The 18772-nt window shown below is 58.9% G+C and carries 18 protein-coding genes; 11 read left to right on the plus strand and 7 right to left on the minus strand.

Annotated elements, in window-relative coordinates:
* The first annotated feature begins 195 nt into the window (after window positions 1-195).
* The gene (locus LOC68_RS19690; RefSeq protein ID WP_230221908.1) at window positions 196-525 is read left to right on the plus strand and encodes a hypothetical protein; all 330 of its coding nucleotides are present in this window, start codon (window positions 196-198) and stop codon (window positions 523-525) included.
* A gap of 185 nt (window positions 526-710) precedes the next feature.
* On the opposite strand, the gene LOC68_RS19695 is transcribed toward LOC68_RS19690, so the two are convergent.
* Both LOC68_RS19695 and LOC68_RS19700 read right to left on the minus strand, forming a co-directional pair.
* Window positions 711-950 (minus strand): hypothetical protein, encoded by a 240-nt coding sequence (locus tag LOC68_RS19695; protein WP_230221910.1) that lies wholly within the window; start codon window positions 948-950, stop codon window positions 711-713.
* 185 nt (window positions 951-1135) lie between these two features.
* Window positions 1136-2023 (minus strand): hypothetical protein, encoded by an 888-nt coding sequence (locus LOC68_RS19700; protein ID WP_230221912.1) that lies wholly within the window; start codon window positions 2021-2023, stop codon window positions 1136-1138.
* A 254-nt stretch (window positions 2024-2277) separates the two neighbouring features.
* On the opposite strand from LOC68_RS19700, the gene LOC68_RS19705 reads away from it, so the two are divergent.
* Together LOC68_RS19705 and LOC68_RS19710 are read left to right on the plus strand one after the other, a co-directional pair.
* Window positions 2278-3174, plus strand: coding sequence for a metallophosphoesterase (locus LOC68_RS19705; RefSeq protein WP_230221914.1), 897 nt, complete (start codon window positions 2278-2280; stop codon window positions 3172-3174).
* 10 nt (window positions 3175-3184) lie between these two features.
* Window positions 3185-3736 (plus strand): hypothetical protein, encoded by a 552-nt coding sequence (locus LOC68_RS19710; RefSeq protein WP_230221915.1) that lies wholly within the window; start codon window positions 3185-3187, stop codon window positions 3734-3736.
* 85 nt (window positions 3737-3821) lie between these two features.
* Here the strand turns inward: LOC68_RS19710 and LOC68_RS19715 are convergent, their stop codons facing one another.
* The 3 genes from LOC68_RS19715 to LOC68_RS19725 form a co-directional block, all read right to left on the minus strand.
* Window positions 3822-4781, minus strand: coding sequence for a DUF1559 domain-containing protein (locus tag LOC68_RS19715; protein WP_230221917.1), 960 nt, complete (start codon window positions 4779-4781; stop codon window positions 3822-3824).
* A gap of 142 nt (window positions 4782-4923) precedes the next feature.
* Window positions 4924-5358, minus strand: coding sequence for a hypothetical protein (locus tag LOC68_RS19720; protein ID WP_230221919.1), 435 nt, complete (start codon window positions 5356-5358; stop codon window positions 4924-4926).
* 162 nt (window positions 5359-5520) lie between these two features.
* A complete protein-coding gene (locus tag LOC68_RS19725; RefSeq protein ID WP_230221921.1) occupies window positions 5521-6093 on the minus strand; it encodes a DUF2179 domain-containing protein in 573 nt (190 codons plus the stop codon).
* 250 nt (window positions 6094-6343) lie between these two features.
* Here LOC68_RS19725 and rlmN point away from each other — a divergent pair, with 250 nt between their 5' ends.
* The 4 genes from rlmN (at window position 6344) to LOC68_RS19745 (ending at window position 9729) form a co-directional block, all read left to right on the plus strand.
* Complete coding sequence (gene rlmN, locus LOC68_RS19730) at window positions 6344-7411, plus strand: 23S rRNA (adenine(2503)-C(2))-methyltransferase RlmN (RefSeq protein WP_230221923.1); 1068 nt, start codon at window positions 6344-6346, stop codon at window positions 7409-7411.
* Window positions 7412-7462: 51 nt separating this feature from the next.
* A complete protein-coding gene (locus LOC68_RS19735) occupies window positions 7463-8110 on the plus strand; it encodes a hypothetical protein (protein ID WP_230221925.1) in 648 nt (215 codons plus the stop codon).
* 480 nt (window positions 8111-8590) lie between these two features.
* Entirely contained in the window at window positions 8591-9133 is a 543-nt protein-coding gene (locus LOC68_RS19740; protein ID WP_230221927.1) for a hypothetical protein, read from the plus strand.
* A gap of 59 nt (window positions 9134-9192) precedes the next feature.
* The gene (locus LOC68_RS19745; protein WP_230221929.1) at window positions 9193-9729 is read left to right on the plus strand and encodes a hypothetical protein; all 537 of its coding nucleotides are present in this window, start codon (window positions 9193-9195) and stop codon (window positions 9727-9729) included.
* Here LOC68_RS19745 and LOC68_RS19750 read toward each other — a convergent pair.
* A complete protein-coding gene (locus tag LOC68_RS19750; protein WP_230221931.1) occupies window positions 9692-10705 on the minus strand; it encodes a hypothetical protein in 1014 nt (337 codons plus the stop codon). The two genes, LOC68_RS19745 and LOC68_RS19750, sit on opposite strands and share 38 nt — an antisense overlap.
* 45 nt (window positions 10706-10750) lie before the next feature.
* Window positions 10751-12643 (minus strand): heavy metal translocating P-type ATPase, encoded by a 1893-nt coding sequence (locus LOC68_RS19755; RefSeq protein ID WP_230221933.1) that lies wholly within the window; start codon window positions 12641-12643, stop codon window positions 10751-10753.
* A gap of 187 nt (window positions 12644-12830) precedes the next feature.
* On the opposite strand from LOC68_RS19755, the gene LOC68_RS19760 reads away from it, so the two are divergent.
* The 4 genes from LOC68_RS19760 (at window position 12831) to LOC68_RS19775 (ending at window position 18745) form a co-directional block, all read left to right on the plus strand.
* The gene (locus tag LOC68_RS19760) at window positions 12831-14378 is read left to right on the plus strand and encodes a DUF1549 and DUF1553 domain-containing protein (RefSeq protein WP_230221936.1); all 1548 of its coding nucleotides are present in this window, start codon (window positions 12831-12833) and stop codon (window positions 14376-14378) included.
* A 13-nt stretch (window positions 14379-14391) separates the two neighbouring features.
* Window positions 14392-15708, plus strand: coding sequence for a DUF1501 domain-containing protein (locus tag LOC68_RS19765; protein ID WP_230221937.1), 1317 nt, complete (start codon window positions 14392-14394; stop codon window positions 15706-15708).
* Window positions 15692-17485 carry a hypothetical protein gene (locus LOC68_RS19770; RefSeq protein WP_230221939.1) on the plus strand — a complete coding sequence of 598 codons (1794 nt, stop codon included), beginning with the start codon at window positions 15692-15694 and terminating at the stop codon, window positions 17483-17485. Before LOC68_RS19765 ends, LOC68_RS19770 begins: the two co-directional genes overlap by 17 nt.
* A gap of 291 nt (window positions 17486-17776) precedes the next feature.
* On the plus strand, window positions 17777-18745 hold the full coding sequence (locus LOC68_RS19775; protein WP_230221941.1) for a PstS family phosphate ABC transporter substrate-binding protein: 969 nt from the start codon (window positions 17777-17779) through the stop codon (window positions 18743-18745).
* Window positions 18746-18772 lie beyond the last annotated feature (27 nt).

Below are 18772 nucleotides of genomic sequence, written 5' to 3' on the forward strand. Positions count from 1 at the left end.
TCGTCCCGACTTTGGCGAACTTTGCGGATTGCGCGGGTGCGGTGAGCCGATCGTCGCTATTGCGAAGCAGTTGCAGCGATTCTTTGCGATATGTCGGCGGCATTTTGCCGAAATCGAAGGGTAGGCGGAGAGGTCGGCGCAGTGCGAATCGCGTCGACGATCCATCCCGAACCGTTGTCGCTAGGACATTTCGCAATGGCCCCGCACTTACGCGTTTATTTTGGTCCCGAAGACGTATCGACCCCGGACGTTTCCAGCGAAACGCCAGAGATCGTCGTCGGCGACGCAAAGCGAACTCCCGGGACGAAAGCCCTTCCGGAGAGCGGCGCCGCGCAGCCTGCTGCGGCGGATATCGCGATCGGCCTGGAAGAATTACTCCAGCTAATCGAAGACGCGCGGCGTTGCGGAGTAGCGCTGCAGGACGAAGTCCAGGACGAAACTGTCCTGGTCTCCCGCGATCTCTTTCGCGCTCTGCTAGCGTATCAGACGCTTTTGCAGCCGCAAGCGTCGTCCCACAACGCGTAGCGGACCAACTTCTCAGCGATGTGAATTCCCTCGGCTTGCGCCTCTCATTTCGGTCCGCTGTGCGGACCCTACGACGCATTTGCTGCGGCCAAGAAACGCGACAAGCGTCGCTTGCTGCTTGCGACGCCTGTCGAGAGATCATCCGCTGCGGCGTGAGATGAACGCCGCACGCGAACAATTTTGATTTAGTAGCCCGGGCTATACGGGCACGGATTCAGGAAGTCGCGCGGACCTCGGGTCGTGTAGTACGGATAGGTGACTTCCGGAGAATAGCCGCCGGCGCCCATCGCGCCGGCGCCATCGGCCACGGCCGGAGGAGCGCTAACGCTGGTCGGGTTTCTGCACGGGTTGGCGCCGATGTGATGGCAACCGACGCTTCCGACCGTCATGGCGGTCACTGCGGCGAGCAGCGCGATTCGTTTCATCTCTCTACCTTCTGGATTCGTATGGCCTGGTCCGGGTCGTATTGTCAGCGCTGGCCGGCTCTGCGGGAGTCGACGCGCAATTGGCTCTCCATCTGCTAAATCGGCGGTAGAAACCCGAATATTGAATAATTCGTCATCTTCGGAACGAATGGCTGCTGCTAGCAGCGCCGCGCAAGCGGCTTAGATTAGAGGCCGATCTGCGCCCACGACTGGGCTTGAGCCGACGTCAGTTGCGACAGAATGCGGATTTCGACCTCATCCAGATAGGCCGCGATCCGGTTTTCGAGTTCAGATTTGAACTCGCGATAGACGGTCCAGATACGCTCAAAATGGGCGTTCGCTTCCAGCAAAATCTTATGAATGTCGGTCTGCTGCTGTTCGCTCAGATTCATCGACTGCCAGACTTCGGGACTTCCCATCGCGGTGATGCGTTGCACGCGCCGCGGCATTGGATCAGTCCGCAACTTCTGGGCGAAGAGATGGAGTTGTTGTCCCTGACTGGCGAGCACATTCAGACCGTCATGCCGCGGAGCGCTCACCCCGGAGGCGTACTGGTTCCATTCTTGCGACATGGACGCCAGTAGCCCGCTCAGTGAGCCGTCCTCGGAACCGCCGGCGGTCAGCAGTTGGTCTTTGAACATGCCGAGCGAAACGCCGAACGTGATCGACGCGGCGACGAAGATAATCGCCGCAGCGCGACGCCAAGCGGCTCGATGAAATTCAACCGCGGAGATTTCGCGAATAATGCGAACCCCAACGCGTAGGAGAGCTTTGGTTGGATGGAGTTTTCTGTCCGGCGGCGGGTTCTTGAAGCCGACGCTGGTGACCTGAACCTCGAAGGCGCTGCTGTTCAGGATGAGTTGGGCGATCTCGCCAAAAAGAAAGAACTCTTCTTCGTGCTCTGGATTTACGGTTTGCAGGCGAGTCTTGGCTACTTCGAGTTCGATCGCAAATCCAGCCATCGACTCATCCAGCAGTCGGACGCGGAACTCCTCTTTCCCGAGCACCAGACGCCCGTTTACGTTTTCCGGCATTACCGGAAAGCGAATCGACGTTCGACGCTCTGCTGACATGACGCACTAGTCCGAATAGATGAGGATGAGGCACAGGCGGTTTTCGCCTATCTGAAAGTTAAGATAAAATCGGGCGGGCGGAGAAAAATTCAGGGAATTCCTGGTGTATCCCCTAATGCTTGGCTCCGGAAAAGCCGTTACAACCGTCATAGACCGCATCGCGTTTGCCTAGAACGGATCAACTGGCAACAATTAGTGGTTGCTCCGGCCATGTGCTCGTTTCCTTTTCTCGCGCGATTCCGCCAGTCGAAGACATGTCTGTAGAAACTTCTCTTGCTGACCAGGTCATCACGCGCTATCTGAAAGCGGCGGATATCAACCTCAGCAATCCCAACCGGCACGGCAACCTGGTGACGCTTTCGACCGGGGGGGGAGCTACGGACGTGATGGTGACGGCCGACCTGCATGGCAATCGGCGCAACTTCCAGCGGATCCTCGAGCTCGCGGCTCTCGACGCTAACCCGGAACGACACTTGGTTTTGCAAGAAGTCTGTCACGGCGGCCCCACTTATCCGCAAGGGGGGGGCTGCATGTCGCATTTGATGCTGGAGGACGTCGCCCAGCTGGTCTGTGAATATCCCTACCGCGTTCATTTCTTGTTGAGCAATCATGAACTGGCCGAGATGGTCGACTTCCCTATTCTGAAAGGGGGGAAGATGCTCAACCTGATGTTCCGCGCCGGACTGCAAGAGATGTACGGCAACCGGACCGCCGACGTCCGCGACTCCTATCTCCACTTTCTCCGTAGCCTGCCGATCGGCGTGAAAGCGGGTGAGCGCCTGCTGATCTGCCACAGCCTGCCGGAGAAGTGCGACCAAAAGCCGTTTGATCCAGCCGTCTTTGATCGGCCGCTCGCCGAAGAAGATCTCTCCTGCCAGGGAGATGTCGGCCGTATGGTGTGGGGACGCGATTTCCGCCAGGAGAACGCTGATGCGTTCGCCGAGCAGACCGGGGCTCAATACTTCCTTACCGGACACGAACCGTCGACCGAAGGTTTCCAAACCCCAAACTCACGCCAGGTGATTCTCGATTGCTGTTGTCAGAACGGTTGCTATGCGATCGTGCCGGTCGACGATGAGCTCAGCTACGGCCGACTTCTGGCCGAAGTTCAGCGCTTGCACAAGCCGACGCCTTATCCGTTCGGCATGTAAGGAGCGAGCCATGGCCGACCAGCGAACGAGGGAACCCGTTTCGCCGCGACGGATTCCCGGTCGGTTCAGCGAGTTGAATCTCAGCGGCCGCTACATCGCCGGAGCGATTACCGTGCTGATCGCTTTCGCCGCGTTTGTGACCGTGGGGCTGATCATCGCCCTCACCAGCTTGTATCAAAGCAGCGTGAATCCTTGGGCGGCGGCGGTGATAATTGGTACGTTCGCCGCAGTCGTCAGCGTGCCGTTTGGGATGTTCTTCGGCGCTCTGATCGCTCAGATCCTGGGGTACTCGACCTTCAAGCAGGTTTGGGTTCCCAAGATTACCATTACCGGGCTTTTGGTAACGACCTTCTTTTGCTGTGCGGCCGCTTCGCTCGGCTACTATGCGTTCAACTATGCCAGCGATACGTTGCCGCGTCGTTATCTGTTTATCGTCGTCGCGTTGGCGATGCCGCCGCTATTGATGATCGTCATTAGTCTCGGACGAGTGACGATGCGTTGGCTCCATCGTCGCTACCATCCCTACAACGCGGAAGTGATCGACGAAGATATCGAGATGTAATTCTCGCGATCGGCGCATAAAAAAACGTTCCGACGGACGGCGCCGCCGGAACGTACGTGGATTGAACCTTCGCGTTACGCTCGCGTCAGTTCAAGTCGATGACTTGGCCGTCGTGGACGTTTCCCAGATTAGTGAACGTCGTCAGATCGATTTGATAGGCGATGTTGCGGACGCTTCCGTCAGCCAGCGCAGCGTTGAAGCCGCCGATGTGGGACGAGCCGAAACGTTGTTCGCCGTCGTTGATCTTCGGATCGGGAAGCGGAATGCGATTCGTATAGCGAACCGTATCGTGGTCCCAGCCGGAGGTATAACCTTCGTTGTCGTCCCCCTGATAGGTGAAGAGTTTGGTGATGTTCAACCGTTTGTCGCCGCACATGATTGTGTTGGAGGTGCCGTCAGTGATGCTGTGCATGCCGATATCCTGACGAAAGCCGTTCTTCGGGCCGGTCGGGGTCGAACTGCTGCAACCGGTCGAATCGCTTGGCCGAGCCAGGATGCCGGTTCCCTCGGCGTTGGCGGCGGCGTAGTCGGTGCCGGCGTGAGAGAAGTTTCTCGTTGCGGACAAGCAAAGTTTGTCGGGACCAAAGGCGTACCAGTCATTCGTCGGACCAAATGCGATCGCCCCGCGACGCGACGGACAGAAGAAGGTCGGAATCGGCGAGCCCATCGCTACGATCGAGCGTCCCAGGTCGTCGGTTGCTCCGCCCCCTTCCCAGACCGCAGTCTGTTCCAGGAATGGCAAGATCTGAAAGCCCCACCCGGCGCCTTGTTGTTTGCCGGTCGCCGGCGAGCCGTTGACATAAGTAACGTGGTACGACCAATGGTAACCGCCGGTTGGAAACGTCTTGTACGTGTCGTGGTGGTTGTGCCAGGCCAGGCCGATTTGTTTCAGCTGGTTGGTGCATTGCATTCGCCGGGCCGCTTCGCGGGCTTGCTGTACCGCCGGCAGCAGCAATGCGATGAGAACGCCGATGATCGCAATCACGACTAGTAACTCGACCAAGGTGAACCCGGAGCCGCGCCGTCGTCTTCCAGTGGAACGCATGAGGGAACTCCTGATAGGGAAGAGGGATGAAAAGATATTGGCGAGGCGCTGAAGGAATCAGGTCAGGATCACGCTCCGCCGTTTGAGTTGAAAAGGCGTAGGCGTCCCAGGTCGCGGATGACGAGGGACGGAGGAAAATCGTTTAGTATTTCGAGAGGTCGATGTCGAGCGTTTTGGTTCCGTCGACCACCAGTTCGATCGGCGTATGGGCCGCGTCGAACTTTCCTTTCAGGACGTCCACCTCGGGATAGGGATCCCACTGGCGAACTGCGACTTTATAAGTACCGTTCGGCAAGCCGGCGCCGGTCGGACCTCCGGGACGAAACTCGCCGGTCGCCGGATCGACGATGGCGCTCATCGGATTCGATTCGTCCGGCTTGCCTGCTTCGTTGACGCGATAGAAGGTCACTTCGACTTTGCCGACGCCGATCTCAGCGTTAGCGACTTTCAGCAACTCGCCGCCGTTGTGCACTTTGCCGGTGACGGAATGAGCGTCTGACGGCGCTCCTCCACATCCAACGCTAAGAAGGAGACAAGCTCCGCAAATCAGGGTGAGAAAGAAGCCGGGAGTTCTCACGGGTGCGACTCTCAGAAGGGATGCGCATATCGAAAAGGGTAATTTATTAAAATTTAGTTTATAGGGGGATACCGGAAAAACAATGCCCTTTACGCGCAAAATAGCGTCGGTTTGTTGTGTTTAATTGCAGTCTGATTCGCGCAGGTTGATAGCACGGACCAACTATTTCATCTTCAAAAACGCTCGCCAGCCGGTCCGGTGCGGGAGCGGAATGTTCAGTCCTTCGTTGTGCGATTGGACCGGTTCGACCGTGTAAAAGAGAGTCGGATCGTTTTCGATCGCGATCTTGAGCAGCCGTTTCAGCTTCCGGCGGTGGCAGTTCATATAGATCAGCAGGACCGGCCCTTCGCGTCCTTCGCCGGTGAAGGTCGTAACTCGCTGCTTCTCTTCCCGGAGCGCTTTGGCGACTTTCAGTCCGTCATGGGGCGAAATCATCCGGACCACGACGTGGCCGAGAGCGAGAAACCGTTCCAGGCGAATCCCGACTGCGTTTCCCGCGGCGAATCCCCCCGCGTAGGCGAACAGATAGACTGGGTTTTCGCCGATCCCGGAAATGACCTGCGAGATCGCGATCGTCCAGATCAGCACCTCAAAAAAACCAAGGCAAACCGACAATCCGAGTCGACCCTGCACCACCGAAATGGTGCGCAGCGTGCCGATCGACACGTCGAGAATTCGCGTGCAGAAGATGAAAGCGGCGACGACCCAAAACGGTTGGTCGGCGAGAAAGTGCATGACAGGCTCAGGCAGGAAGCGTTGCTGGGGAAAAGCGAGATTGTCGCGGACATTCGCAACCGCGCTAACCCCATTGCCTGAATTCGCGGGAATAACGCAGCTTTTCACCCAGACGCGTGCTCCGCGCTTCCTTGGTTCCCACGCCGATTCGACCTACAATACAGGGTCGTTTGAGCCAAACTGGGAACCGTCATGAATCTGTCGATCGATCTATCGAAAAGCGCAAAGCCGTCCTGCCGAAAGTGGGGCCATGCTGCATAGCATTCATGACGACGTCGCGGTGGAGTCGCTCCGTAAACGCTTGGCCCTCGATCCGCATCGCTTGCGGAGGTTGCGGACGCGACTGCTGAAGCTGCAGGGCTCGGACGCAGAGGCGCTCGCCGAACTGCCGGCCGATGCGCAACAGGCGTTCGCCAACGAGATCCGCTTTCATGAGCTGACGCTCGATCAGCGGTTCGATTCGCAGTTGGACGGCGCATCGAAATTGCTCTTCCGCACCAGCGACGGGCTGTTGCTCGAGTCAGTAATCTTGCGGGTCGCGTCAGGGCGGACCGCGCTGTGCGTTTCGTCGCAGGTCGGCTGCGCGGCGAATTGCGACTTTTGTGCGACCGGCAAAATGGGGATCGCCCGCAGTCTGTCGGCGCCGCAGATCCTTGACCAGGTCGTGCAAGCGAATCAAATGCTGAAGCCGGAAGGTCGCAAGATTCGCAACATCGTCTTCATGGGGATGGGGGAGCCATTTCACAACGTCGCCGCCGTTCACGAGACGCTCGAGAAGCTGGTCTCTCCGCTTGGATTTGATCAATCGCCGCGGCGGACGCTCGTTTCGACCGTTGGGTTGCCCAGCGCGATGGTCGAGTTCGCCCGCAAGTTTCCCGGTGTGAATCTCGCTCTCAGCTTGCACAGCGCGATTCAGTCGCGACGCGAGGAGATCATTCCGCTGGCGGCTAAGTACGACTTGAAAGAGTTGCGTGCGGCGCTGGAGCAGGTCGCCGCCATCGGCGAGCAGTCGATCATGATTGAGTACCTGATGTTGCGCGGGATTAACGATGGACCGGAAGATCGGGCGGCGCTGGCCGAGTATCTCCGCGGCTTACCGGTCCATATCAACTTGATTCCCTATAATCGGGTCGATGCGGCGCCGCACCTGGAAGGAACGTCGAAGGAAGAGCGGGAAGCGTTTGGCGCCGCGCTGCGGGCTGAAGGGTATACCGTCACGATTCGCTATTCGCTGGGCGCTGACGTCGACGCCGCCTGTGGACAGCTGGTGCGTCGCGAGAATCGCCGAATCGCCGCCGCGGCGACCGCCGCCCAATAACAAGCCGCATCGCCGCCGGCGTGCGCCCGAGAAATGAAGGAAACCGAACTCATGTCCTACACGTGGAAGTACCCGCTTTATTTAGTCGCTCATGCCGGCGGCTACGCTTCGATCGTCGATCCGCAGGATGAGTCGCGGCAATTGTTGGTCGCACTCACCTCCGAAGAGAAGGCGCTCGACTTCATGCAGCAGTTCGGGATCCTTGGCGCCCCACGGCAATTGAACAACGACCGTGAGTTCGCCTGGCTGCTGGAGAGTTTGCGGGCTCCCGTGACGATGGTCTGTTTCGATCCCGATCCGCTCGAAAACGATGTGAACGCCGCCTGGACGGCGACGGTCGAGACGTTGCTCAACGATCGACTCGAAGTCGATTACTCGCCCTGGAATTACCCAGTGTTCTTGCTGCGGCAGGAGACCGGTTTCAGTTCGATCGTCGGTCTGGACGTGGAAGGAAATGAGGTGGTGGTCCTCTGCCTCTTTTCCAATAGCCAGTTGGCGGATGAGTATTTAATCAAGACCGGCGACGCCGGCGTGATTGAGACGCTCGAAACGATGGCCCAGACGCGCGAAATCATGGAGATGCTCCGCGAAGATATCGCTGCGGTGGCGGTCGATCCAGAGGTTCGTGAGTCGGAGCGAGTCGCGAGTCACTGCATTAGCGTGGAAACGCTATTGAATAAGTACCTGATTCGAGCCTGACGAGGGGCTGCTAAATGCTTGGGCATGCGCCTTTGCGCAAAGTGAAAACCTAAAATAAATTGTAAAAGATGTTTCTTAGGGGCTTTGGTTGGTTAAAATTCCCTTCAGGCGGTTAATTTTCGGTTTTGTGGGAAAATATCGGGCATCCGCAGGTCAATAAACGCCCAATTTCTATGGCGGCAGATTCCTTCTTAATGCCAGGCAGCGGCAAGCCATTTTCCACAGCCAGATATTTGGGCAGTAATTCGCGCAAAATTCCCCGATTCTTTTGCGGTTAGTCGTTTTCTGCGGTCGCTAGCACGCAAACAAACGGCAATCATCGTTCCGCCCCATTTGTCATGATGACGCTCGTTCGCTGGGCGCCCCAAAAACCAGCGAATGCCTGCCGAGTAAGTCATCGGGTTTCCACACGATTCCCCATCGTCGCTGGAACCCACGCGAAACCCAATCGCGACCTAACAGCACCAAGGGGCTGGAACAATGTTGAAGAGAATGAAGAAGGTCACGCTGCAAACCTGGATTGCGGCCGCGTTGCTACTGTTGTTGGCGGCGCCGATGTACGGAGACCATGTTCTTCGCGCGGCTCGTCGCATCTCGCTCGTGCATGAGTACCAACAATCGTTGCCGGGCAAGTCGGGGCGATTCCAACTCGACATCGACGAAGAGTATCACTGGTGCGACGGCAGCCAGGGACGCGTCCTGGTCTTCAGCCATGTCGATCCTAGCGGCAGCGGCAATCAACATCGTCAGGTTGTGTTGACCGACCTGGATTACGTCTCTCAAGGCGCCTACCAACTCGACGTCGCGGGCAAGCTCGCCGGCGTTTCTTTAATTCCACGCATCCACCCGGTCGTGGAGATTGTGGTTGAAGATGGCCCGAACCACATCCATTCGGTTCATTTTCGCCTGACTCCGCACGGAGTCGAGCAAGCGTATCGAGACGACTTCCCCGCTCCCTCGCAGTTTGATCCCACCTATGGCGACGTCGTCACGGCGTCGGCCTCCCCCGATTTTTCCTCCTAGACCGATCCCACCTTACTAAGACCTCCCGGAACAGAGATCCCAGAAAGTTGGCAAGTACTATGAACGAACAGAAGAAGACTCCGAATTGGATTGCGACGATGTTGGCCGCGGTGATGTTGGCTGTCCTCGCGTATCCGCTGTACGGCGATAACGCCTTGTGGATTGTCCGCCGCACCTGCATGGTTGAAGGCTATCAACGTCCTGAAGGGCTGTGGCAACGCGATTACTCGCTCGTCGCCGAACGCGACGTCGTCATGAAAGGGGGCGGAGAGCGCAAAATGCTGCTGTTCGCTTCGGAAGCGGATCAAACCAAGCCGGTTGAAGCGACCAAGCGTCACGTCGTCGTGCTGACCGATCCCGCCTTTCACGAAGCGGCGAGCTACGAAGTGGAATTCAGCGGTCCGATCTTCCGCGCCACGGTCCTGCCGCACCGCGAACCGATCTTCGAAGTGGTTTGCCACGGCGAAGGGGGCGTTGGTCTGGTTTGCCAGCGATTCCTGCTCGGCCGCCAAGGTGTGAAGAAGATCTTCCCGGAAGTCCGCGCTTCTAACGAGGCGATTACTGCGACTCTCCCGGCGATGGGATCTGGCGCGTAAGGGTCGCGCCGAGGTAGCTTGAACCGGTGCGCTCGACAGGGGGTTCGCCGGTCAGGACCAACGTATTGCGATTGATCGCCGTCCAAACGAAGCCGGTTAAACGCTTGTCGTCCGGCTTTGTGATCATCAGCTTTCCGCCGCTCGCTTTGTAGATGCCGGCCATGTTTAGCTTCGGACGGACAAGCTTGAATTGGTCGTCGCCGGTCTCTTTGATGACGATCTGGTGCTCGGCGCCCAGGGGCAGCGTCATCAGCCACTGGCCTGCAAAGTCGAGCGGCTCTTTCGGCTTCCAGTCAAGCGAGAGCGATTCTTCCTGCTTCTTCGCTTTTACAACCTTCGGTTGTTTCGCTTCGGCGATCACCAGCGGTTTGGCCGGCGTCTTTTCGGCCCGATCGATTGCGGCGCTATTCTTATCGACGCGAATGTCGAGTCTTTCCAGGCGCTCAAGCAATTCCGGAACAAACTTCGGCGGCAGTTCGCTGGCGTTCGCGCGCTCGATCGCCGCGCTGTTCCGTTCGACTCGTTCGTTGATCTTCGTCAGACGCTCAAGCAACTCCGGAAGAAACTTTGGCGGCAGTTCGCTTGCCGCGGCACGGTCGATTGCGGCGCTGTTCTTTTCGACTCGTCCATGGATTCGCTGCAGGCCTTCCCGCAGATCCTCCATCACCTTGGGCGGAACCGTTTGAGACTGCGTGCGTTCAATTGCGGCGCTGTTCTGGTCAATGCGCATGTTGAGCTTCGCCATTCCTTCGAGCAGTTCCGCCATGACTTTCGGCGGAATCGCTTGCGACTGGGCGCGTTCGATTTCGGCGTTGTTTTTGTCGGTCTGAGCCTCGACTCGTTCCAGCCTCGCTTCCAAGCGGCGGATCTGCGCGATCAGTCCGTCGATCAAGCCTTCGCCGGGCTCTTCGCCGCGTACCGGGGCCGTTAACGTAAGGGTCGATGCGCAGACAAGCGCGATCCAGAAGCGTGACATGGGCGTAATCCTTCGTGGTGCAAGCGAAGCGGGGCCAGACGACAGCTACTTATCGTAGTCGGTTAGCTCACGCGGGGGAAACGCCGCTCGCAGGGCATTCAGTACGACCACCACGTCGATCACCTCTTGCGAAATTGCCCCCGCCACAGGTGGCAGCCAGCCGGCGGCGGCGATCAACATTCCGATCATGCTCAGGGCGATCCCGCCGACCGCGCTTTCCAAAGCGATTCGCCGCATTCGGCGACCGATATGGAGCAGCTTGTCGACTGTTTCGAGCGAACTGTCGAGAACTACGACCGCCGCCGCTTCAGTGGTCACGTCGCTGTTTTGTCCGAACGCCACGCCGACGGTAGCGGTCGCCAAAGCGGGGGCGTCGTTGATGCCGTCGCCGACAAACAGCGTATCGGCGGTGGCCGTTTCGCGGCGAACCAACTCCAGCTTTTCTTCCGGCGTCTGGTTGAAGTGGACCTCAGTGATGCCAACCTGCTCGGCGAGGAACTTCGCTTCCGACTCGCGGTCGCCGGTGACCAGCATCAATTTTTCGATGTTGTGGCGCGGGCCGAGATGGTCGATGAACCGCTTCCCTTCGCGGCGCGGAGCGTCGCGGAAGAAATAAACCGCGGCCAATTTCTCATCGACCAGGATCACGCATTCCAGCCCGCCATGTTGCTCGGGAAGCGCTGCGTCGGGCTGTTGTTTCAGCAGCAGTTTGCGGCTGGTGATCCAGACGTTGCGACCATGAACGATCCCGCGCATCCCTTCGCCGGGACGTTCGCTCACTTCGGTTACGTCGTACACGGCGACCGCCGCCGCTCCCGCTTCTCTCTGAATCGCTTCGGCGAGCGGATGTTTCGAGTAGCGTTCCAAGCTGGCGACCAGCGCCAACGTCTCCAGGGGATCGGCCTCTTCCGGCGTCCATTGTTCATAAATGCGAGGTTCGCCGTAGGTCAGCGTTCCGGTCTTGTCGAATATCACCGTGCGGCAGCGATCGATTCCTTCCAGCGCCGCCGGGATGCGGATGATAATCCCCATCTGCGCCGCCAGCGAAATCGATCCGATAATCGCCACCGGAATCGCGATCAGCAAAGGGCAGGGGGTTGCAACGACGATCACCGCCAAAAAGCGGGTCGCTTCGCCACTCAGGTACCACGCGATTCCCGCAACGATCAGCGCCAGCGGCGTGTAGAAAGCGCCCAGCTGATCGGCCAGACGACGCATGCGCGGCCGCTGCTGCTCCGCCTTTAGCATCACTTCCATGATCTTGGCGTAGCGGGAGTCGACCGCTTGGCGTTCCGCTTGGATCGTCAGGGCGCCATCGCCGTTGACGGCGCCTGACATGACGCTCACGCCGGGCGTTTTTGACATCATGTAGGGTTCGCCGGTGAGGTACGATTCGTCCATGACGCTGTGCCCTTCGATGACGACGCCGTCGACCGGACAGACTTCGTGCGGAAGGATGACGAGGATATCTCCCACCTCAATCGCGTTGACCGCAACATCTTCTAGTTCAGAGTCGTTGCGACGATGAGCGACCGAAGGGAGGCGTTTGGCCAGCGCCTTCAATACGGCTGACGCTCGACCAACGGCGAACGATTCGAGCGCCTCGCCGCCGGAGAGCATCAGCACGACGATTGATCCGGCCAAGTACTCTTCCAGTAGCGCTGACGAAACGATCGAGATGCCGGCCAGCAGGTCGGCGCCGAATTCGAGATGGACGACCTTATCAAGCAGTTCCAAGATCAGCGGGATTCCGCCGACCGCGAGCGTGATCCAGAGCGGAAGGTTGAAAGTCGTCGGCGAGACGCTCATCCCGAACCGCAGCACCAAGTGAATAGCGATGCCAATAATCGCTAGCACTGCGATTGCTAATTGTCGGCGAAGCCAAAGTCGACGCCAGATCGAGACTTCGGGCGATGGCGTCGTTGCAGGTGCGGTCATTGGTGTACGTCAAGGAATGCGCTGTCAGAAAATGTTTGCTCTAGTCTAGCGAATCCCTGGAGGTCACGGCTTTACCAGTTGCGTGGTACTGGGTGGAGAAATTCCCCCCAATTCGTTCGCATACGCAAGATGATCCGCTAGAATGCGGGAGTGTCGCACCCATCTCCTCTTTCCCCGTTGTTGCGCCATGTTGTGTCGTTCGCTCATCTGCCTGGCGATGTTGTCGTCGTTGTTTCTTGCAGCGGGGGCGGTTGCCGAAGATGCGCAAGACCGCTCCGCCCAGATGACGGCCCGGATTGATCAGCTGCTGCTTGAGCGACTGAAAGAGGAAGGGGTAGAGCCGGCGCCTCCGGCCGACGATGGTGAGTTCCTCCGCCGTGCTTATCTCGATCTAAACGGCGCGATCCCGCCGGTGGCGATCACGCGCGATTACCTGGCCGACAGCTCGCCCGAAAAGCGTCGTCAGTTGATCGATCGGTTGTTGGCTTCGCCGGCGTTCGCATCGCATCTGGCCAGTACATGGCGCGAAGTGATCTTGAAGCCGACGGAAGACTTTCAGCAGTTGCAAAACCAATTCGCGCTCCAGTCTTGGCTGCGGGAACAGTTCTCGGAGAATGCTCGCTACGATCGCATCGTCGAGCAGTTCATCACCGCCAGCAGCGAGCGAGACGGTCCGGTCTACTTCTACGACGCTCTCGACCTGAAGCCGGAGCAGTTGGCGGCCGAGACGTCGCGGATTTTTCTCGGACTTCATATTCAGTGTGCCGAGTGTCACGATCATCCGTTCGACTCGTGGAAGCAGCGTGACTTTTGGGGCTACGCCGCCTTCTTCGCGCAAGTGGAACGCCAAAACGAAAACATGGGGCGGATCTCGATTCGTGATCGCGAGTCGGGCGAAGTGAAGATTCCGGAGTCGGAAGATACGGTCTCTCCTCTGTATCCCGGCGGTGGCGTTCCGAGCGATCGCTTTGGCGGTTCGCGCCGGCAGAAGCTCGCCGTTTGGATGGTCGCTCGCGATAACCCTTACACCGCGCGGCGTGCGGTGAATTGGGCTTGGGCTCATCTCTTTGGGCGGGGACTGGTCGAACCGGTCGATGATCTCTCGCCGATCAATCCGCCGAGTCACCCGGAGCTGATGGACGAGCTGACGGAATACTTTGTCGAGTCGGGCTTTGATTTACGGCAGCTTCTGCGAACGATCGCGCTGACCGATGCGTACGCTCGCAGCAGCCAAAACGTCGAGGGTCAGCGGCCGGAACTGTTCGCCAACGTGGCGATCAAGTCCCTCTCGCCGGAGCAGTTGTATGACAGCGTGCTTCGCCTTGGTTTGATCAAAGAGCCGACGAATGATCAGAATGGCCAGCCGGCTCAGTTCTTCGATCAATCGCAACAGCGGCTGCAATTTGTCGCCCGGATGCGAACCGTGTCGCTGGATCGGACCGACTTCGAGACCGGCGCCCCGCAGGCGTTGGCTTTGATGAACGGCCCGCCGGTTTCGTTGGCGACAGCGCCGGAGACAAGCGGGTTCTTAAAGTCGCTCGAAGCGCCGTTCTTCAGCGATGAGCAGCGAGTCGAGTTGATCGCGCTCGCCGCTTACTCTCGACGACCAACCGACGAAGAGCAAAAGCGCTTTGGCGACTATTTGGCGGCCGCTTCCCCCGGCGGAAAGAAACAGGCGCTCGGCGATTTGCTCTGGGCAGTCGCCGCCAGCGCGGAATTCATGCTCAATCATTAACAAGAGAACTGCGATGGCTGGAATCGATCGACGACGATTTCTGCAGCGAGCGCTGGTGGGCGCCGCGAGTTGTTCGTGGTTGCCGGCGCTCGTGCAGGCCGCGTCTCAGCAACAGAGCAAGCGCCGCTGCATCGTCCTCTGGATGTCAGGCGGACCGAGCCAGATGGATACGTTCGACCTGAAGCCGGGGCATGCCAACGGCGGCGAGTACAAAGAGATTGAAACGAGCGTTCCTGGTCTCAAGATCAGCGAGCATCTGCCGATGTTGGCCAAGCAGGCCGATCGCTTGGCGATCTTGCGCGGCATGAGCACCAAAGAGGGAGATCATCAGCGCGGCGCCTATCTGATGCACACCGGGCAACGCCCCGGCGGACCGCTCCGCTATCCGGCGATTGGTGCGACGCTCTCGAAAGCGCTCGGCGATCCGCAGGCCGATCTGCCGAACTTCGTTTCGGTCAATCCGAACTCTGCCCTTAGCCAAGCGGCGATCAGCGGCGGGTTTCTCGGGCCGAAATATGCCGCCACGACCGTCGGCCAGCGTGCGATGTATGGACCGCCGCAGCAGGATGGAGAAACGCCTGGGCCGGTTGATCTGGGAGTCGACTTTCTGCAACTGCCGGGAGAAGTATCTCCGGAACGTGCCGAAGCGCGAATGAAACTGTGGCGCGGTCAGCAAGAAGAGTTTCTTACGCAGCGCGACGCCGCGGCGCCCAAGTCGCACGATACGGTTTTTCGCCGCGCGGTCCGGATGATGAACCCGGAAGCGGCGGCCGCCTTCGATTTGCATCAAGAGGAAGACGCCGTCCGTGAGTCGTATGGTAACGGCCGTTTTGGCCAAGGTTGTTTGATCGCCCGCCGCTTGATTGAGCGGGGAGTGCCGTTTGTCGAAGTGACGCACGGCGGCGACGGACTTGGCTGGGACACGCATCAAGCGAACTTCGCCGGCGTCAAACGATTGTCGGAAGAGCTCGATCGCGGGTGGTCGACGCTGATGCGCGAGTTGGACGAACGAGGTTTGCTCGAATCGACCACGATCTTGTGGATGGGGGAATTTGGACGGACGCCGGTCATTAACGGCAACGCCGGACGCGATCACTTTCCCGACGCCTGGTCGTGCGTCTTGGCCGGCGGCGGCATCGCCGGCGGTCAGGCTTATGGTTCAACCAGCGAAGGTGGCGAGGAGGTGGTCGACGGCAAGGCCGACGTGCCCGAATTGATCGCGACGCTTTGCACAGCGGTCGGCGTCGATCCGGCGACCGAGAATATCTCTCCCTTGGCACGGCCGATCAAAATCAGCGAGGGGGCGCCGATTCGTGCTTTGCTCTCCTAAGAAACTTGGTTGGATCGGCGTGCTGCTGATTGGGTTAGGAGGCTGTCGTCCCGGCGAACCGCAGGTTACGCCCCCTCCGGCCAATACGACGATCTCGCAAGTCGAGATCGAGACCGAAAACGTCGCGGTCGAACCGATGCCGGTGGAAGAGCCGGTCGTCGCCGAAGCACCTGTCGAGCCTCCAATAGAAGTGCCTGAGGTCAAACGCCCAACCCCACAGAAGTTGCTGGTGATGGCCGATCGGCAGCCGCTGCTGTTGGACGTGTATCTTTGGATCGACGGACGGCCATTTGAGGAGGCGCTGCAAGTTCTTTCCGACAAGGTGCTCGCGATGGCCGACACCGACGGCGATGGGATCGCGACCTGGAACGAACTGGCCGACAACCCAAACTTCAATCGGGGGCAGTTCGGCAATCTCTCCTTTACGAAGCCGCAAGAGCGCGACCGACTGATCAAGTTGTACGACGTGAATCGCAACGGACGCGTCGACGCCGAAGAAACTCCTCGTCTGTTAACCCGCAATCGGGGAAAGGCTCGTGAGTTTTCGGTCGATCCTCGCGCCCATGCGTCGTTCCGGCATAGTCGGGAAGCGTCGAACATGTTGCGGGTGCTCGACCGCAATGGCGATCAGCGACTCTCGGCCGACGAGATCGCCGACGCGACCAACGTCTTGAAGGCTCGTGACGCCGATGCCGACGGCATCATCTCCGCTGCCGAACTGGCGCCGCCGCGCAGCCCGATGATGGCGATGGGATCGGGGGACGATTGGCGCGGAGAGCAAGGAGCGTACGTGCTGGATGAGAATACGTCGTGGCCGAACGTCCTGCGTTCGATCGAGTCGATTTACAACTTTGGCTCGTCGGTGGAAGTGGCGGCCCTGTTCGGCGAAAACTCGCCGTTGGTGATGGTCGACGAGGATGAAGATGGCTATCTCGAGTATCGCGAGATTCCACGAATTGCCGAGTTACCTCCCAGCGCCACTTTAGAGATTCGCTATGGCGCCCGGAAGGAAGGGGAAGAGTTCTACGCATTGACGCTGGCCGACGATGCGAAGTGCACGCTCCAGGAGGCCGGGTACGTCGAGAGCAAGGCGCTGGTCGACGGCAATGGCCGGCTGTTGATTCATGCGGTCGACGATATTGAAGTCGCCGGATGGATGGGCGATGGTTATGTGGAGTCGTCCCTCAGCGGCTTGCGAGCCAAGAACGCACTCGCGCTTAACGACAGAGATAAGAACAACTATCTCGACAAGGATGAATTTCCGCCGAACCTGGCGGAGCGGCTCACTTTTGAGATGGTCGACTCGGATGAAGATGACCAGGTCACCCTCGAGGAGCTACAGGCCGCGCTGACTAACATCGACCTGGTGAAGGCCTGCCAGATCCGGGTGCAACGGACGGCGGTGATCGATCCGCTGTTTGCGGCGCTGGACGAAAACGGAGATGGTCGATTGGCGATTCGGGAATTGCGGATCGCGAGCGAGAAACTGCGGCAGCTCGACGCCAATGGAGACCAGGAGGTCGATCTGGAGGAATTCCCCGCGTTTGGTGGTCTGGTCGTCTATCGGGGGGGAGATCGGGACGGTTCGACGATGCCGGCTCGCGTCGTTCCGACGCCGATCGAGGGGCGGCCCGATTGGCATCAGGGGATGGACTTCAACGGGGATGGGGACGTCAGTTGGACCGAGTTTTTAGGGAGCCGGAGCCAATTTGACGAGCTCGATCGGGACGGCGACGGGCTGTTGTCGGTGGTTGAAGTGGCGACCAAGTCGATCTAAACTTTCCTTCCTTCGGAAGACGCCCCCCGTGGGCCGTTTGCACACGGATTCTTCATAAAATATTCTTCGAGGATTTACGAGTTCTTTTCGTATTCTCCAAGCATTAGTGATTGCCGCATATTGGGTTTCGCCAAAGTTGCGGAAGAACGTTTTTAACGCTTGTTCACAGCTTCTTAATTTAATCTTAATAATCGTGCGTCATGATAGCGGGACGCTTTTTCGCGTCCGCCGCAGCCGGTAGGGGCCGGGGGGAATTAAAACTGTGACATTTTTCAGAGGGATGCACCCACTATGAACCGCTGCCGGAACATCTTTATGGTCGCCGCCTTGGCGGTAGCCGCTCCGCTTGCCGCCTCGGCGCAAGTCCAAGTTGACTCCGCTTTGCCGTCCTACAAACCAGTTCAAGGCGTCAACGGAAACATCAGCAGCATGGGTTCCGACACCATGAACAACCTGATGACCTTGTGGGCCGAAGGTTTCCAGAAGTTCTATCCGGGCGTCACCATCGAAATCGAAGGCAAGGGTTCGTCGACCGCTCCGGCCGCGCTGACCAAGGGGACCGCCACCTTCGGTCCGATGAGCCGCCCGATGAAGGAATCGGAAATCGACGCTTTTGAAAAGGCCTACGGTTACAAGCCGACCCAGCTCGGCACCTCGATCGATATGCTGGCCGTCTTCGTTCACAAAGACAACCCGGTGAAGGGGCTGTCGTTGGAACAACTCGACTCGATCTTCAGCAGCACCCGCAAAGGGGGCGCGAAAGATGACGTCACCACTTGGGGTCAGCTCGGTCTGGAAGGGGCTTGGGCCAGCCGCGCGATCAGCCTGTACGGTCGTAACTCGGCTTCGGGCACCTACGGTTACTTCAAGGAAAAGGCGCTGTTCGATGGCGACTACAAGTCGTCGGTGAAGGAACAGCCGGGCAGCTCGGCCGTGATCCAAGGGGTCGCCAACGACGTCGCCGCCATCGGCTACAGCGGCATCGGCTACAAGACCGCCGCCGTTCGCGTCGTCCCGCTCTCCAAGACCGGCGACAAATTCGTCGAACCGTCGCTGGAAACGGTTAGCAGCTACCCGCTGTCGCGTTTCCTCTACCTGAGCGTCAATCGCAAGCCGAACGAACAGCTTGATCCGCTTCGCTTGGAGTTCATCAAGTACGTCTTCAGCAAGGAAGGCCAGGAAGCGGTCGTGAAAGACGGCTACTTGCCGCTGACCGCCAAGCAGGCCCAGCGTCAGCTCGACATGATTCTGAAGAACTAGTCGCGGACGCTTATTGATATTCGCCGC

This window comes from Blastopirellula sediminis (assembly GCF_020966755.1).
Taxonomy (GTDB): Bacteria; Planctomycetota; Planctomycetia; order Pirellulales; family Pirellulaceae; genus Blastopirellula; species Blastopirellula sediminis.

Coding starts and splice junctions, on each gene's coding strand:
- LOC68_RS19690 (WP_230221908.1), top strand. CDS start 196: ATGGCCCCGCACTTACGCGTTTATTTTGGTCCCGAAGACGTATCGACC.
- LOC68_RS19715 (WP_230221917.1), bottom strand. CDS start 4,781: ATGCGTTCCACTGGAAGACGACGGCGCGGCTCCGGGTTCACCTTGGTC.
- LOC68_RS19755 (WP_230221933.1), bottom strand. CDS start 12,643: ATGACCGCACCTGCAACGACGCCATCGCCCGAAGTCTCGATCTGGCGT.
- LOC68_RS19695 (WP_230221910.1), bottom strand. CDS start 950: ATGAAACGAATCGCGCTGCTCGCCGCAGTGACCGCCATGACGGTCGGA.
- rlmN (WP_230221923.1), top strand. CDS start 6,344: ATGCTGCATAGCATTCATGACGACGTCGCGGTGGAGTCGCTCCGTAAA.
- LOC68_RS19735 (WP_230221925.1), top strand. CDS start 7,463: ATGTCCTACACGTGGAAGTACCCGCTTTATTTAGTCGCTCATGCCGGC.
- LOC68_RS19710 (WP_230221915.1), top strand. CDS start 3,185: ATGGCCGACCAGCGAACGAGGGAACCCGTTTCGCCGCGACGGATTCCC.
- LOC68_RS19745 (WP_230221929.1), top strand. CDS start 9,193: ATGAACGAACAGAAGAAGACTCCGAATTGGATTGCGACGATGTTGGCC.
- LOC68_RS19775 (WP_230221941.1), top strand. CDS start 17,777: ATGAACCGCTGCCGGAACATCTTTATGGTCGCCGCCTTGGCGGTAGCC.
- LOC68_RS19700 (WP_230221912.1), bottom strand. CDS start 2,023: ATGTCAGCAGAGCGTCGAACGTCGATTCGCTTTCCGGTAATGCCGGAA.
- LOC68_RS19740 (WP_230221927.1), top strand. CDS start 8,591: ATGTTGAAGAGAATGAAGAAGGTCACGCTGCAAACCTGGATTGCGGCC.
- LOC68_RS19705 (WP_230221914.1), top strand. CDS start 2,278: ATGTCTGTAGAAACTTCTCTTGCTGACCAGGTCATCACGCGCTATCTG.
- LOC68_RS19760 (WP_230221936.1), top strand. CDS start 12,831: ATGTTGTGTCGTTCGCTCATCTGCCTGGCGATGTTGTCGTCGTTGTTT.
- LOC68_RS19725 (WP_230221921.1), bottom strand. CDS start 6,093: ATGCACTTTCTCGCCGACCAACCGTTTTGGGTCGTCGCCGCTTTCATC.
- LOC68_RS19765 (WP_230221937.1), top strand. CDS start 14,392: ATGGCTGGAATCGATCGACGACGATTTCTGCAGCGAGCGCTGGTGGGC.
- LOC68_RS19750 (WP_230221931.1), bottom strand. CDS start 10,705: ATGTCACGCTTCTGGATCGCGCTTGTCTGCGCATCGACCCTTACGTTA.